16 protein-coding genes are annotated in these 15386 nt (G+C 60.6%); 14 read left to right on the plus strand and 2 right to left on the minus strand.

Going from position 1 to position 15386, the window contains the following annotated elements:
* Positions 1 to 7 precede the first annotated feature (7 nt).
* The 4 genes from FXN63_RS09315 to FXN63_RS09330 all read left to right on the plus strand — a co-directional run bounded on the left by FXN63_RS09315 (position 8) and on the right by FXN63_RS09330 (position 5241).
* The gene (locus tag FXN63_RS09315; RefSeq protein WP_148814395.1) at positions 8 to 817 is read left to right on the plus strand and encodes a transporter substrate-binding domain-containing protein; all 810 of its coding nucleotides are present in this window, start codon (positions 8 to 10) and stop codon (positions 815 to 817) included.
* A gap of 20 nt (positions 818 to 837) precedes the next feature.
* Entirely contained in the window at positions 838 to 1626 is a 789-nt protein-coding gene (locus FXN63_RS09320; RefSeq protein ID WP_148814396.1) for an amino acid ABC transporter ATP-binding protein, read from the plus strand.
* Between the two features lie 157 nt (positions 1627 to 1783).
* Positions 1784 to 2746 carry a 2-hydroxyacid dehydrogenase gene (locus FXN63_RS09325; RefSeq protein ID WP_246165084.1) on the plus strand — a complete coding sequence of 321 codons (963 nt, stop codon included), beginning with the start codon at positions 1784 to 1786 and terminating at the stop codon, positions 2744 to 2746.
* Between the two features lie 1760 nt (positions 2747 to 4506).
* Entirely contained in the window at positions 4507 to 5241 is a 735-nt protein-coding gene (locus FXN63_RS09330; protein WP_148814397.1) for a TerC family protein, read from the plus strand.
* A gap of 266 nt (positions 5242 to 5507) precedes the next feature.
* On the opposite strand, the gene FXN63_RS09335 is transcribed toward FXN63_RS09330, so the two are convergent.
* Both FXN63_RS09335 and lexA read right to left on the minus strand, forming a co-directional pair.
* A complete protein-coding gene (locus tag FXN63_RS09335) occupies positions 5508 to 6323 on the minus strand; it encodes a hypothetical protein (protein ID WP_148814398.1) in 816 nt (271 codons plus the stop codon).
* 23 nt (positions 6324 to 6346) lie between these two features.
* Complete coding sequence (gene lexA, locus FXN63_RS09340; RefSeq protein ID WP_148814399.1) at positions 6347 to 7042, minus strand: transcriptional repressor LexA; 696 nt, start codon at positions 7040 to 7042, stop codon at positions 6347 to 6349.
* A gap of 111 nt (positions 7043 to 7153) precedes the next feature.
* Here lexA and FXN63_RS09345 point away from each other — a divergent pair, with 111 nt between their 5' ends.
* The 10 genes from FXN63_RS09345 (at position 7154) to FXN63_RS09390 (ending at position 15338) form a co-directional block, all read left to right on the plus strand.
* Complete coding sequence (locus tag FXN63_RS09345; RefSeq protein ID WP_148814400.1) at positions 7154 to 8128, plus strand: asparaginase; 975 nt, start codon at positions 7154 to 7156, stop codon at positions 8126 to 8128.
* A gap of 356 nt (positions 8129 to 8484) precedes the next feature.
* Positions 8485 to 8874 carry a 30S ribosomal protein S6 gene (rpsF, locus tag FXN63_RS09350; protein ID WP_148814401.1) on the plus strand — a complete coding sequence of 130 codons (390 nt, stop codon included), beginning with the start codon at positions 8485 to 8487 and terminating at the stop codon, positions 8872 to 8874.
* A gap of 89 nt (positions 8875 to 8963) precedes the next feature.
* Complete coding sequence (gene priB / locus FXN63_RS09355) at positions 8964 to 9281, plus strand: primosomal replication protein N (RefSeq protein ID WP_148814402.1); 318 nt, start codon at positions 8964 to 8966, stop codon at positions 9279 to 9281.
* 43 nt (positions 9282 to 9324) lie between these two features.
* Complete coding sequence (gene rpsR, locus FXN63_RS09360) at positions 9325 to 9597, plus strand: 30S ribosomal protein S18 (RefSeq protein WP_148814403.1); 273 nt, start codon at positions 9325 to 9327, stop codon at positions 9595 to 9597.
* A 19-nt stretch (positions 9598 to 9616) separates the two neighbouring features.
* Entirely contained in the window at positions 9617 to 10072 is a 456-nt protein-coding gene (gene rplI, locus FXN63_RS09365; RefSeq protein ID WP_148814404.1) for a 50S ribosomal protein L9, read from the plus strand.
* Positions 10073 to 10392: 320 nt separating this feature from the next.
* Positions 10393 to 11763 carry a replicative DNA helicase gene (locus FXN63_RS09370; protein WP_148814405.1) on the plus strand — a complete coding sequence of 457 codons (1371 nt, stop codon included), beginning with the start codon at positions 10393 to 10395 and terminating at the stop codon, positions 11761 to 11763.
* A gap of 218 nt (positions 11764 to 11981) precedes the next feature.
* Positions 11982 to 12608, plus strand: coding sequence for a DUF47 domain-containing protein (locus tag FXN63_RS09375; RefSeq protein ID WP_148814406.1), 627 nt, complete (start codon positions 11982 to 11984; stop codon positions 12606 to 12608).
* A gap of 1 nt (position 12609) precedes the next feature.
* Positions 12610 to 13617, plus strand: a complete 1008-nt coding sequence (locus FXN63_RS09380; RefSeq protein ID WP_148814407.1) for an inorganic phosphate transporter — start codon at positions 12610 to 12612, stop codon at positions 13615 to 13617.
* A gap of 132 nt (positions 13618 to 13749) precedes the next feature.
* Positions 13750 to 14241 (plus strand): tetratricopeptide repeat protein, encoded by a 492-nt coding sequence (locus tag FXN63_RS09385; protein ID WP_148814408.1) that lies wholly within the window; start codon positions 13750 to 13752, stop codon positions 14239 to 14241.
* Positions 14238 to 15338 carry a hypothetical protein gene (locus FXN63_RS09390; RefSeq protein ID WP_148814409.1) on the plus strand — a complete coding sequence of 367 codons (1101 nt, stop codon included), beginning with the start codon at positions 14238 to 14240 and terminating at the stop codon, positions 15336 to 15338. The genes FXN63_RS09385 and FXN63_RS09390 overlap by 4 nt, the downstream gene beginning before the upstream one ends.
* Positions 15339 to 15386: the final 48 nt, after the last annotated feature.

Genomic DNA, 15386 nt, shown 5'->3' on the forward strand with positions numbered 1-15386 from the left:
GAATTTCATGGCTATCTCGTTTTCGCGACGTTCGTTTGCGCGCATGATCGCAGTGGCAGGTGTTGCCGCCGCTGTCACGCTGCCCCTGTCGGTATCGGCACAAAGCGTTGCCGACATCACCAAGAAGGGTGAATTGGTCGTCGGCATGTTGGTCGACTTCCCGCCCTACGGCATTCTCAACACCAGCAACGAACCCGATGGCTACGATGCCGACGTGGCACGCCTGCTGGCCAAGGATCTGGGCGTGAAGCTCAAGATCGTGCCGGTTGCCGGCCCGAACCGCATTCCCTTCCTGTTGACCAACAAGGTCGACATGCTGATCGCATCGCTGGCCACCACGCCCGAGCGCGCCAAGCAGGTTGATTTCTCGGAAGCCTACGCCGGTGCCAGCATCGTGCTGTACGCACCGAAGGCCAAGGCCATCAAGGCACCGGCTGACCTGAAGGGTGTTGCTGTTGCCGTTACCCGTGCCAGCACCCAGGACTTGGCAGTGACCGCGATTGCACCGGAAGGCACGCAGATCCGTCGTTTCGACGATGACGCCACCGCCACGCAAGCGCTGCTGTCGGGCCAGGTTGACGCTATCGGCGCCTCGACCCTGGTCGTGGCACAGATCGCCAAGATCGCCGGCAAAGACAAGTTCGAAACCAAGTTCCTGCTGCGCCAGCAATATCACGGCATCGCCCTGCGTCCGGGTCAGACCGAACTGCTGGCTCGCGTGAACAAGTTCGTGGCCGACAACAAGGCCAATGGCGAGCTGAACAAGCTGCACCAAAAGTGGTTGGGCGTGGATCTGCCCAACCTGAAGCAACCCTGATTTTTTGAGGTAGGCGGATCATGAGTACAGTCCAGCCCAACGGATCTGTCCCCGAGCGTGGGCAAGACCAGACCATCATCCGCATGGAGGGGGTCCAGAAGTGGTACGGCGACTTCCAGGTGTTGAAAGACATCAACCTCGATGTGCGGGCCGGTGAGCGTATCGTCGTGTGCGGGCCGTCGGGCTCGGGCAAGTCCACGCTCATCCGCTGCATCAACCATCTGGAAAAATTCCAGAAGGGCAAGGTGGTGGTCGACGGTATCGAGTTGAACGACAAGGCCAACAATGTCGATGCGATCCGTCGCGAAGTCGGCATGGTGTTCCAGCAGTTCAACCTGTTCCCGCACCTGACGATCCTGGAAAACTGCACGCTCGCACCGATCCAGGCGCGTGGCGTGTCGAAAGAGGAAGCCGAAGCCACGGCAATGAAGTATCTGACCCGTGTGCGGATTCCCGACCAGGCCAAGAAGTACCCGAGCCAGTTGTCGGGTGGCCAGCAGCAACGTGTGGCAATCGCCCGCGCGCTGTGCATGACTCCGAAGATCATGTTGTTCGATGAGCCGACCTCGGCGCTTGACCCGGAAATGGTGAAGGAAGTGCTGGACACCATGATCGGCTTGGCCGAAGACGGCATGACCATGCTGTGCGTGACCCACGAAATGGGCTTCGCCCGCAAGGTCGCCGACCGCGTGATCTTCATGGCGGATGGCCGGATCGTCGAGCAGGCACCGCCTGAGACCTTCTTCAGCAACCCGCAGCACGAGATGACCCGGAATTTCCTGGGCCAGATCCTGACGTCGGGTCACTGATCGGCACAATGGGCTCGCGCAAGCGGGCCCGCGATGTTTTCGGGGGAGCGACGTTTCGACGTGCGCTCCCTTTTTGTTTTTGGGCTTGGCCGCGTGACGGTGTGACGGATGCGTCTGAACCGGCGTGTGCCTGGTCAGTTTTTGGAAAGAGATGACGATGACAATGACGAATGCAGATGCTGGTAAGCCCGAGATCATTCTGGTCGAAGCGATGATGCCGCAGGTTGAATCCGCGCTGGACGCCGCTTACGTGGTGCATCGCGCTTTCAAGGAAGACGACAAGGACGCCTTCCTGGCGCGCGTGGGTGCCAACGTGCGCGCCGTGGTGACGGGTGGTGGATCGGGCATGAAGGCATCGTGGTTCGATGCGCTGCCCAAGCTGGGCCTGATCGCCATCAACGGTGTCGGCACCGACGCTGTTGATCTGGTGCAGGCAAAGGCCCGTGGCGTGCGCGTGACGACCACGCCGGGTGTGTTGACCGACGACGTGGCCGATATCGGCATGGGGTTGATTCTGTCGACCTTGCGCAAGTTGGCGCAGGGCGATCGTTTTGTGCGCGCCGGGCAGTGGGGCAAGCGCCCGTTCCCGCTGGGCAGCAAGGTAACGGGCAAGAAGCTTGGCATCTTCGGCATGGGCCAGATTGGCGGTGCAATTGCCAAGCGTGCGGCAGGCTTCGACATGCCGGTTGCCTATAGCAATCGCAAGCCGGTGGAAGGCAGTTCGCACCAGTTCTTCGCATCGTTGACCGAGCTGGCGGCGTGGTCTGACATTCTGGTGATCGCGGCGTCGGCCAGCCCGGCGACGCGGGGTGTGGTGAATGCCGAGGTGATGGATGCGTTGGGCCCGCAGGGTGTGCTGGTCAATGTGGGTCGTGGCGCGATCATTGACGAGCCGGAGTTGATGAAGGCGCTGGCTACGGGTCGTATTGCTGGTGCGGGCCTGGATGTGTTCACGAACGAGCCGAATGTGCCTGCAGAATTGTTCCCGCTGGACAATGTTGTGCTGCTGCCGCATCAAGCTAGCGCGACGCTGGAGACACGTCTGGCGATGGGTGATCTGGTGGTGCGAAATGTGCAGGCGTTTTTTGCGGGTGAAGAGGTGTTGACGCCTGTGGTTTGAGGGTTTTGGTGCTTGGCCGGTGAGGTGTGGCGTTCTTGAGGCAGTCGCTTCTTGGCTATGACGACTTGGTCGTTCGTGACCGTGTTTCGTGTTTTAGCCAGTCGCGGGTGGTGGGGCCGGGTCGTCTGCCCCGCTTGACTTTGGTGTCGGGACTCCCGCCCTCCACCTCGTCCAGAAGGGCAGCCAACCCGGCCCCACCACCCACGCCTTCACGCTTTCTTGGTTAACCGCACATGCCGCCTTTTGGCGGCTTTTGTGTTTCTGGCTACTTGGTGCTGGACTTGGTTCTCGGCATTCGTTGGCCGCCGTCCTTGATCGCCACGCGGCTGGCCTTGGGGACTGGCTGGCCAGGTCGCCACGAAGCGATTTCTCCGGCTCACGATTTGGTGGGTTCTTCAGCAGCCTTTTACGTCAGCGACACCCACCGAAATCGCGCTCCTGCTTGATGGTGGGGTGACACCGAAGCGGGTGGCCGCCGCGTCACGGCATGCGGAGAAGGGTCGCGGCAAGCGTGGCGCTAGCGGCTGAATGTGGAAGTTGAAAGCTGAATGTGGACGTCGATTGCTCACCTGAAATTGACGAACGCGCTTGGCCAGCAAGGCATGGTGGTAATCGAACGAGATGGCCCCAGTGCTGAGGACGTGTTCGAGTTTTTGTGGGCGGGGCGTATCGGAAACGAGTTTTGCACTCGTCCTTGCCAGTGAAGCGCTTGCCGAAGAGGATGGCGAACCTGCTCATGGCAGATTTCCAATCGTAGGCGGCGCGTATTTCTTTGGCCAGCACGTTTCGTAGCGCGAGCCACAGCGGGCCCGTCACGATGTTCTGCCAGCAGCAGCTCGCTGCCAAGAGCGTGTCCGTCAGGATGCCTCCGTACTCAAGCCGCCGCCCGCCCGATCACTGCAAAACCTAAAAAGCACAGCTCGCCGACGCCCCGCCTTTTCGTCGCATTACCTGGTGCGCGGCCACCCGCTTCCAAGTCACCCCACCACCAAACAAACGCGCAATTTCCTTGCGTGGCGCTGCCGTAAAAGGCCACTGAAAGACGGCCTGAAACGTGAGCCGCTGAGTCGCTTCGTGGCGACCTGGCCAGCCAGTCCCCAGGGCCAGCCGTGTGGCGATCAAGAATAGTGACCAACGCATGCCGAGAACCTCGTCCAGCACCAAGCAGCCAGAAAATTGCAGATCGTCCACAGGCGGGATCAGCTTTTAACCAAGCCGCTTTGAAGGCGTGGGTGGCGGGGGCGTGGCGCATGCCCTTCTGGACGACGTGGAGGGCGGGAGTCCCGACGCGTAAGTCCAGCGGGGCAGGCGACGCGCCCCCGCCACCCGCGACTGGCTCCATAGCGCCAAACCGTCGCGAGTAAACACGACCAGCAACGCACAAACACTGAGTAACGAAACCCTCAATATTCACCAGCCCCAACAAATAAGCCCTGTGGTTTTTTCGCCCATCAAGCATATTCGAACAAGCTCAAAACCCCCGCCCACCGGGCTTTCCAGCGCGTAATGTTTGACTTTCCTCCGCGATCCCGGAAAATGGCGACACGGCGTATTCGCCGTCCCTCCAAAGGGGAGTAGTTCGCGGGGTCAGCCCGTGCATGCAATCGTCAATACGTGGGGCACACAGCCCCTCCGGTTGCATGGACCGTCATCTAACGGTTGAACAAGACCTTTGCAGCCTGGTTCCATGGCTTGCATCGGTTGCTCCCGCATCCCGTACGCCATGTTGCCAGCCGAGGTTCAACCGTCTGGAGACCAATATGGAATGGATGTCCGCGCTAGCCGCCGAAGTTTTCACTACACAGTTTTTCTTTGCCCTCATGGCGATCGTAATGATCGACATCGTGCTGGCCGGCGACAACGCGATCGTCATTGCCTTGGCCGCCCGTAACCTTCCGCCCGACCTGCAGAAAAAAGCCGTGCTCTGGGGCACGGTTGGCGCAATCGTCGTTCGTACCCTCATGACCATCGTTGTGGTCTGGCTGCTGAAGATCCCCGGTCTGCTGCTGGTGGGTGGCTTGGCACTGCTGTGGATCGCGTACCGTCTGCTGACGTCTGACGACGATGGTCACGGTGATCATGGCGGTCAGGCAAGCTTCGCAGCTGCCATCAAGACCATCGTGATTGCAGATGCGGTCATGGGCGTGGACAACGTGCTGGCTGTTGCCGGTGCCGCCAACGGCAGCTTCCTGCTGGTGGTCCTGGGCCTGCTGATCAGCGTGCCGGTGATGGTGTGGGGTAGCCGCCTGGTGCTGAAGCTGATGGAACGTTATAGCTTCATCATCTACATCGGCTCGGCTGTGCTGGTCGTCACCGCTGCCAAGATGGTACTGAGCGAGCAACTGCTGAAGGGCTGGATCACGGATAACAGCTGGATCGTGTGGCTGGTCTACCCGGTCGCACTGATCGGCGTACTGGGCTCTGCATGGCTGGTTCGCAAGTCCACGGAAGCCCGCAAAACCAAGACCACTGGTGAAGCGGTGTTGGTGAAGTAAGCGGACTGATGTTGATCGCCGGATGCCTGCCTCGGGCATCCGGTCACGCTGCCTCCGACGGTTTTTTTCCTGCCTGCCACGCATCCCCGCAGATGTTTGGCAGGCAGTTGTCTTTGGCAAACCGCATTTAGCGCGCTGCATTTAACAGCCCGCAATGCACAAACTGCGCTTGGCAAGCCACGATCAGAAATCCATCGCCGCCAGTGGCTTGAATGTACGCACTGAATCCAGCGCCAAGCTGGATTCGCAGGGTCAAGCCAACAGACTCAAACTGCTGCGCGTCGCAAAGTGAAGGGCCACGGCGAGCGCATTTTCATGCGTGAGGGCACAATCGGCGCGGTCTGAGCGCTGGGGGCCTTGGCCTGGACGCTGGTACCAGCATCATCTTCAACCGGTCTTGCATCGATGCGGTCAAGCGGCAACTGCGGCACAACAATGCCGGGGCGCAGCGCGATATCGCGCGAGACGGCGATGCGTCGTGCTGCACGCACCAGCAAGGTCATTTGCAGGCGTTCGGCACCATCGGCCTGCATGATGACGCGCAACGCAGCAGGGCTAGCATCACGGGCAGCCGACAGCGGGCGGAACAGCAGGCAGATGCCTTGTGACTGGCGCATGGCACGGTCAAGCCGATGCATGGCTTGATCGTTGGTGTCTGCCGGTGCCCAGGCAACCAGCGCGCCAAAGTCGTCACGCGCTGCTGCTTGTTCGATTGCCCACAATTGTTCCGAGGCGCGATTGCCGCCAATGACCAGCAGACGTGAGCGTGCCACGCCCATTTTTGCCAAGGCAGAGACGCAATCGCCGGGTGGGTTGAGCAACAACACGGTGCGGCTGCTGCGTGTGAGCATGTGCAGTACGGGCACTACTGCATGCAATTCAGCCAGGCCGTCGTCGGGGACCAGCAGTTCGCTCAGGCGCGACACCGGCCACCCGCCACCGGGCAGCTCACGATCAAGTTCGTCATGGCCGGTGGCCAGACAACGATTGCCCGAAGGATCTACCCGCGACTGCGGATTGGTTTCGACAAAGGGACGGAAGGCCGGCGCGGCCGATGTATGTGCAAAAGCGGCAACACTCATGGCGACACTCATCATCGTTCTCCTTAATGGATCAGGCCGGCGCGGATCAGGCCGACAGCTATGCCTTCCAGTGCGAAGTCGTCACGGTCGCCCACGACGATTGGCTGGAAATCCGGATTTTCGGGAAGCAGTTCCACCCCGCCGGGCAGCAGACGCAGACGCTTCACCGTGACTTCATCGCCCAGGCGCGCCACCACGATCTGGCCGTCACGGGCGACGGTGGCTTTGCGCACTGCCAGCAGATCGCCTTCGAGAATGCCGATGTCGCGCATGCTCAGGCCGCGTACCTTCAACAGGTAGTCCGGGCGTTCGTTGCCGAACAGGATCGGATCGACCCCGATGTGGGCGTCGATATGTTCAGTGGCAAGAATGGGGCTGCCCGCTGCCACGCGGCCGACCAGCGGCAACATCCATTGGGTGGTGGCTGGATGGGGCAGGTCGGCCGGAACATCGGGGATACGCGTGGTGGGTTGTACGGCAGACCCAGCCGGGCGCGTATCGGGTGCGGGGGCTTTGATGCGGATACCGCGTGAGGTGCCGGCAGTGAGTTCAATGGCGCCTTTGCGCGCCAGGGCCTTCAGATGTTCTTCCGCAGCGTTGGGCGATCGAAACCCCAGCGCCTGGGCGATTTCTGCGCGCGTCGGCGGCATGCCGTTGCTTGCAATGGAATCGCGGATCAGGTCAAAGATTTGCTGTTGTCGCTCGGTAAGCTTTTGCATGGGGGCTCCATCGCTTGATTGACTGTATTTTTATACAGTATTCGATCCCTGGCAAGCACTGGTTGAAATGCGCCTTTATGATTGCGCACCAACCTAACTGCGGACCTTTCCATGCCCGTCTCCCTGCGTGTCCTTGCCACTGGTGGAACCATTGCCGGCGTTGCGTCGTCGTCTGCATCCAGCACCGACTACCAGCCCGCCGCCCTGGGTATCGACACCTTGCTCGACGCCGTGCCGGCGCTGCGAGATGTGGCCCAGGTAGACGGTCGGCAGATAGCCGCCATCGATAGCCGCAATGCGTCACCGGAATTCTGGAAAGTGGTCGGTCGCGCCGTGCAGGACGCGTTGGATGATCCTGCCATCGATGGGGTGGTGGTCACGCATGGCACCGATACGGTGGAAGAAACAGCGTGGTACCTGCACCTGACGCTCAAGAGCAACAAACCCGTGGTGATGGTCGCGGCCATGCGCCCCGCAAGCTCTTTGTCTGCCGACGGTCCGCTGAATCTGTTGAACGCGGCACGTGTCGCTGCTGATCCGCGCGCGGCCGGGCGAGGTGTGATGCTGGTGTTGAACCACCAGATTTTCGGCGCACGCGGCACACGTAAAACCCACACCATGCGACCTGACGCATTCAGTTCCGTCGATGGCGTGTTGGGGCAGGTGCATGACGAGGTGATCGACTGGACGATCCGCAGCGAATATCCGCACACTATGGCCACGCCGTTTTCCATCGACACCCCCTTGGTCGATGTCGAGATACTGATGGCCTATACCGGGGCCAGCCCGGCACTGATCGATGCAGTGCGCACCAGCGGGGCAGGGGGGCTGATCTGGGCAGGGTCGGGCAACGGCAGTGCCAGTGACGATGCGCTGGTCGGGCTGCGTCGGGCGGCCTCGGCTGGCCTGGTGGTGGTGCGCGCCAGCCGTACCGGAGATGGTCCGGTGCACAAGCAGGAAAACGATGTACCCGAGGCAGAGCGTCTGCTCAATGCCGGGACCTTGAATCCGATACAAGCGCGCATTCTGTTGATGCTGGCGCTGGGGCATGGCATGTCAGCTGCCGAGGCATTCACAAAATTTTGAATGATCGTGTTCAGCCGGCGCGTAGCGCGTCGGCTTGAATGGGCGACCACCTGCAGATCAACTGCGACAAGGTGCTGCTCCCTGGCACCACACCTGGGTCGACGCTTCCGGGTATCGCATTCCAGATGCCCAGCCTCTCTGACAAAAAGCATGGTTTCCCGCCACAAACTTGATCCCACTTTGCTTTTTTGCTAGGGGCCGTGCATAATCACTGGCTAAGCCCAAATTTTCCCTTGCCCGATCCCGGTTAGACGCCTGGGCGGGTTTACATCGGCTTAAGACCATTCCTTTTTGCGCTTCGTTGGAAGTGTTGGGGAATGGGAATGGGGGCCGGTTAGTATCCATAAGGAGCATCAATGCGTCACTACGAAGTAGTTTTCATCGTCCACCCGGACCAGAGCGAGCAGGTTCCGGCAATGGTCGAGCGTTACAAGACGCTCATCACCAGCCAAGGCGGCGTTATTCACCGCTTTGAAGACTGGGGCCGTCGTCAACTGGCATACCCGATCCAGAAGCTGGTGAAGGCGCACTATGTTGCGTTCAACATCGAAGCTGGTCAGCCGACCATGGACGAACTCGAGCACGCTTTCCGCTTTAACGACGCCGTGCTGCGCCATCTGGTCATCAAGCTCAAGAAGGCTGAAACCGCTGCTTCGCCGATGATGAAAATCGTCGAACGCGAAGAGGCTCGCAAGGCTGCGCCCGAAGCGGGCACCGCTACGCCGGCTAACGCGACCGCCATCTGAGTTTCTGGCCATCAGTAATACCCACCTGGCCGTAGCATCGTGGCTTGCTTGACTGCAAGACGCGCCAAGCGGCTTCCCAAGGTGTTGAAGTGAACCGAATCGAATTGATCGCGCAAGCGGTCGAGTGCACACCACTCAGATTCACGCCTGCAGGAATGCCGGTGCTGGAAATGACACTGGCACACGAGTCGGAGGTAATCGAGGCAGGCAGAAGTCGCCGTGTCGAGATGACCATCGCTGCCATCGCCATGGGAGACCTCGCCAGAATGCTGGAGCGCACAAGCCTCGGCAAACGGATGAAGGTCACGGGATTCCTGGCGGCCACCAGAAAAGGTTCCAGCCGACTGAGGTTGCATATTCAGGCTTTTGCCGCAGTGTCCGACGCTAACGACACGCCAACTGTCTGAAACGCCACAGTCGTCATATAACGGATTGAATTCGAGGTAAATCATGGCCGCATTCGGCAAACGCAAGGAAAAGAAGAAGTTTGGTCAGCAAAACCCGCTGTTCAAGCGTCGCAAGTTCTGCCGCTTCAGCGCTGCAGGCGTTGACCAGATCGATTACAAGGATGTCGACGTGCTGCGCGACTTCATCCAGGAAAACGGCAAGATCATCCCGGCTCGTCTGACCGGCACCAAGGCGCACTACCAACGCCAGCTGGACACCGCGATCAAGCGTGCGCGTTTCCTGGCGCTGCTGCCCTACACCGACAACCACAACTGATTGCCGGGAGCTAAATAACATGCAAATCATCCTGCTTGAAAAAGTCATCAATCTCGGCAACCTCGGTGAAGTCGTTCGTGTGCGTGATGGTTACGCCCGCAACTTCCTGATTCCCCAGAAGAAGGCACGTCGCGCTACCAAGCGTGCCCTGGAAGAATTCGAAGTCAAGCGCGCCGAACTCGAAGCCGCCCAAGCTGAAAAGCTGGCAGCCGCTCAAGCGGTTGGCGAGCGCCTGGAAGGCCAAACCATCCGTGTCTCGCAAAAAGCGGGCGTGGACGGCCGTCTGTTCGGCTCGGTCACCACTTTCGACATCGCTGACGCGCTGAAGAAAGCTGGCTTCGAAACCGTCGAAAAAGCCTTCGTGCGTCTGCCCAACGGCCCGCTGAAGACTGTCGGCGAATTCCCGGTCGAAATCGCACTGCACACCGACGTTCTGGCCAACATCTCGGTCATCGTCGTCGGCGAAACCGCCTAAGCTTTTTCTGTCGGGCCGGTTCGCCGGCCTGAAAGACTCAGCTTGGTGGCTACCGCAGCCGCGAACAACCCCCGTCCTTCTCTGAAGGTCGGGGGTTGTTTCATTTTGGATTGCCTGATGACGGGCAGCTGCCATACCAGGCAGCCAAGCCGTCAACGGCCTCAGACACTTTAGCCGCTAAATTTTTCAGACCGGGCAGATACGATAAACTGCCTGTCCCAACTGCCGACCGCCAGCTTGTCCCCTGCGCCGCATGCGCCCATGCTCTTGCATGGTGCGGGCAATCGCTTAGGTTGCGCCTCGCTTCACACAGGTCCGCCATGAACGCCCCCCTAGATCCCCAATTGGAATCCCTGCGCGTCCCGCCGCATTCGGTCGAGGCCGAGCAGTCGGTGCTGGGCGGTCTGCTGCTCGACAACGCTGCCTGGGACCGGATTGCCGATGTGGTGAAAGAAGACGACTTCTATCGCTTCGATCATCGGGTGATCTACCACCACATTGCGCGCCTGATTGGCTTGGCCCGGCCGGCTGACGTGGTGACGGTGTATGAGTCCTTGCAGACAGCAGGCAAGGCCGATGACACCGGGGGCTTGGCCTATCTGAATTCCCTGGCGCGCAATACGCCGTCTGCTGCGAACATCCGGCGCTATGCGGAAATCGTGCGCGACCGAGGTGTGCTGCGCAAGCTGGTGACCGTGGCCGACGAGATCTCATCGGGCGCGTTCAACCCACAGGGCAAGGACACGCGCCAACTGCTGGATGAGGCCGAGTCACGCATCTTCCAGATTGCGGAGGAGGGCTCGCGCGGCATGGCGGGTTTCCAAGTGATCCAGCCGCTGCTCACACAGGTGGTCGAGCGTATCGACGAGCTGTATCACCGCGACAGTGATTCCGAGGTTACCGGCGTGCCGACCGGCTTTGCCGACCTGGATCGCATGACTTCAGGTTTGCAAGCCGGTGACTTGGTGATCGTGGCAGGCCGCCCGTCCATGGGTAAAACCGCGTTCTCGATGAACATCGGCGAACACGTGGCGGTGGAAGAGGGTTTGCCGGTTGCCGTGTTTTCCATGGAAATGGGTGCGGTGCAACTGGCCATGCGTATGCTGGGTTCGGTCGGTCAGCTTGATCAGCACCGCATGCGTACCGGCAAGCTGACCGACGAAGACTGGCCGCACCTGACCCATGCCATCCAGAAGATGCAGGATGCCCAGGTCTACATCGACGAGACGCCCGCGCTCAGTTCCATGGAACTGCGTGCGCGCGCACGTCGCTTGGCGCGGCAATGCGGCCAGCTTGGCCTGATCGTGATCGACTACATCCAGCTGATGGCAGGTAACTCTGGTGGCGAAAACCGTGCGACTGAAATCTCGGAAATCAGCCGGTCGCTGAAGGGCTTGGCGAAAGAATTGCAATGTCCGGTGATCGCACTGTCCCAGCTGAATCGAAGCCTGGAGCAACGCCCGAACAAGCGTCCGGTGATGAGCGACTTGCGGGAATCGGGCGCAATCGAGCAGGACGCGGATGTGATCCTGTTCATCTACCGGGACGAGGTCTACAACCCCGACACCCCGGACAAAGGCTCGGCCGAAATCATCATCGGCAAGCAGCGTAACGGCCCGATCGGTACTGTGCGCCTGACCTTCCAGGGCGCGTACACCAAGTTCCAGAACTTCTCGTCAGCGCAGTACTGACTACTGAAGCGGCTCCATCAGACGCGACCGTATCGCCCATGCCACCAGAAGTCTGATTCCACACCGTTCTGTGGCGTATTCGCAGCCTATTTGCGGCATATGCAACGACCAGCAGACACCAGCCGGAAGGCTGGTGCCGCTCTGCTAAACTCGCGCCTTCAAAAATATGTCATGTCATCGTATTGTCACGTTGGCGTCACATATGAAACGAGGATTCGATGTTTTCACGTCTGATGCCCAAAGGGGCGCGATTTTTCGACCTGTTCAACGCCCATGCAGCGCTGGCCAAGGAATGTAGCCGCCACGTGGTAGCGCTGTTGAGCAACATGAACGAGCGCGAAGCCCTGGTGGCCGCCATCGAGTCGTGCGAAAAGAAGGCCGACAAGGTCACGCACGACACGGTCGAACTGCTGCATCGTTCGTTCATCACGCCGCTGGATCGTGACCAGATCCACAAGCTGATCATCACCATGGACGACATCCTCGACCTGATGGAAGACGTCGCCCAGTCCCTGCACCTGTATGACATCCGCACGGTGACGCCGGAAGCGCGTCAGCTCGCCGAGATCGGTGTGCAGTGTTGCGACCGTCTGGGCATGGTGGTCGGCATGATGCATGACCTGAGCGATACCGCCGGCATCATGAAGATCTGCGGCGAAATCGACCAGCTTGAATCCGACGCCGACCGTGTGATGCGTTCCGCCATGGCGCGCCTGTTCCGTGACGAAGCCGACACCCGCCAACTGATCAAGATGAAAGCGGTGTACGAAATGCTGGAAGAGATCACCGACCGTTGTGAAGACGTCGCCAACCTGATCGAAGGCATCGTCCTCGAGAACGCCTGACATGAACACCTTGACGATGAGCATGACCGTCCTGGTCGGGCTGGTGGCGCTTGCGCTGCTGTTCGATTTCATGAACGGCTTCCATGACGCCGCCAACTCGATCGCCACGGTGGTATCGACGGGCGTGCTCAAGCCCCATCAAGCGGTGGCCTTCGCCGCTTTCTTCAACCTGCTGGCCCTGTTCGTGTTCCACCTGAAGGTGGCATCTACCGTGGGCACAGGCATCATCGACGTGTCCCTGGTCGATCATTACTTGATCTTCGGTGCCTTGGTCGGGGCGATAACCTGGAGTGTGATTACCTGGTACTTCGGCATCCCGTCGTCGTCCTCCCACGCCCTGATCGGTGGTCTGGTCGGTGCCGCGCTTGCCAGCGCAGGCCCGGGCGCGCTGATCAGCTCCGGTCTGATCTGGATCGTTGCGTTCATCGTGATTTCGCCAGTGCTCGGTTTCCTGCTGGGCGGATTGATGATGCTGGCGGTGTCGTGGATCTTCGTGAGTGTTCGGCCGCTGAAGGTCGACAAGTGGTTCCGTCGCCTGCAACTGGTGTCGGCCGCGCTGTACAGCCTGGGTCACGGTGGCAACGACGCACAGAAAACCATCGGTATCATCTGGCTGCTGTTGATCGCTGCCAACGTGCCCGGTGCCCGTGAACAGGTGCCCGCGTGGGTGGTGGTCAGCTGCTACGTGGCGATTGCGGCAGGCACCATGTTCGGGGGCTGGCGGATTGTGAAGACCATGGGTCAACGCATCACCAAGCTGAAGCCGGTTGGCGGTTTCTGCGCCGAAACGGGCGGCGCGATGACGCTCTTCCTGGCAACCATTCTGGGTGTGCCGGTGTCGACGACCCACACCATTACCGGCGCGATCGTCGGCGTGGGTGCCAGCCGCAAATTCAGCGCAGTGCGTTGGGGCCTGGCGGGCAGCATCGTGTGGGCCTGGGTGTTCACGATTCCGGCCTCGGCGATAGTGGCTGCGATTGCGTGGTGGATCGGCAAGCTGATTTTCTGATCTGATTGTTTCGTCAGGTCTGCCAGATGGGCAGTCCGGCTTTGATCGCCGGGCTGCCCATGTTTTTTTTGGAACCAGGCCGCAAGGCCTGTTACTCAACCAGGACCGGATTTCCCGGACAGGAGAGTAAGCATGAGCAGCCCGCAAGACGGCGTAATCGTCGATGTCAGCACCCCGGAAGGACTGGTTGACGCGTTCGTGAACCACGGTGTGACCTTGGCAGCGCTTAAGGGTGTGAGCGAAGCACAGCTTGAGGCCTTGTACACCGTGGCCCACGGACATCTGTCCGAAGGTCGTGTCGACGAGGCGCTGGATGACTTGCTGCTCCTGGTCACCAACAACCCGTGGGATCGCCGTTTCCAGTTTGCCTTTGCGCTGGCCCTGCAAATGTCGGGTCAGTACAAAGAAGCGGGCGAACACTATTCGCAGGCGCTGCTGCTCGACGCCACCGATGCCGCGTGCGTGATGCGCATGGGCGAATGCCTGGAAGCCACGGGCAATGCCACGGAAGCTGAAGATGCCTTCCGGGCATGTATTCAACTGAGCTATCTCAAACCCGAATATCACGACGTGCGCGCCCATGCCGAGGCGCGCCTGGCCGCTTTGAGTGGAGGTGCAGCATGAGCAGCATTCCTGTTGGGGGTGGCGCATCGCCCATCTCTGCCTCCTTTTTGCACGATGCCGCTCCAAGCGGCGTAGCCGCCGAATCGGCTACGGTATCCACGCAAGCCCCTATCTCGCTGACCTTGCCGGCACCGGCATCAGAGAGTGCCGTGGGTGGTCTGGTTCACGACCCGGCGAGTGGCGACATCCGCGAAACGGCATCGGCGGCCCGCACTGCGCTTGCTGGACCGGTCACCGTTTCATCGACGCCCTCACGCGCTGCCGATCGCACAGAAACCTTGAATGACGCAGCGCAGTCTTTGCAGACCAGCAAGGACGTTGGCGTAGACACCTCCAAGCGATCTTTCTTCACCAAGCTGGCCGGCGCGGTCGTCAGCGGGGTGGTGGTCGGGCTTGCAGCGGCGTTGACGGCAGTCACGGCCGGTGCTGCCGCACCGCTGCTTGCCGTGGCATGCGTGAACCTCGCTGTGTCGGTCGGTGACGCAGGATGTGCGTACAACAACCTTCAGCATGCCAAGGAAGTGGCGCGCGGGGACAATCCACCGAAGCATTCTCTGATGCCGATGGGCAACAGCTGCGTCGACAATTTCATTCATGGCACCTTGACGCGTTGCGGCGTCAGCGCAGACACGGCAAAAACTGCCGCCACCTGGGTCGGCCGCGCCGTGAGTCTGGGCATTGGTATTGCAGGCGTCCTCGTCAGCGGTGGCGCATCGCAGATCGGCTCGGCACTCGAGATTGCCAGCACGGCGACCAAGGCGGTGGGCGCAGGCATCAAGCTCGGCGTGGCAGGCGGCGGTGCGATCATGGACAAGGTGCTGGGTGACGAAGTGGTTCGTCAGCAGAAGCTTGAAAAAGAAGAATCCCGGCATGCGGCTTTCTTGCGTGATCCGGCAGGTGCCAGGATGGCCGATCAACTGGAGGCCGCGGTATCTGGCACGGCAAGCAAGACGCCGCTTCCGCACGAGACGGCTGCCGATCAGGCCGGACTGATCAAGACTGGTTTGGCGGGCGCGTTTTCGGTTGCCAAGATGACGGGCGTCGTGTCCATGGCCGCGACTGCCAGCATGGACTTGTTTCACGCGATGCGGGGCTGATCTGCGCCGACGGCATGCGGTGTGCCCGCCTTGATGGCGGCGCACGCA

The sequence above is a fragment of the Pigmentiphaga aceris genome (assembly GCF_008119665.1).
Taxonomy (GTDB): Bacteria; Pseudomonadota; Gammaproteobacteria; order Burkholderiales; family Burkholderiaceae_B; genus Pigmentiphaga; species Pigmentiphaga aceris.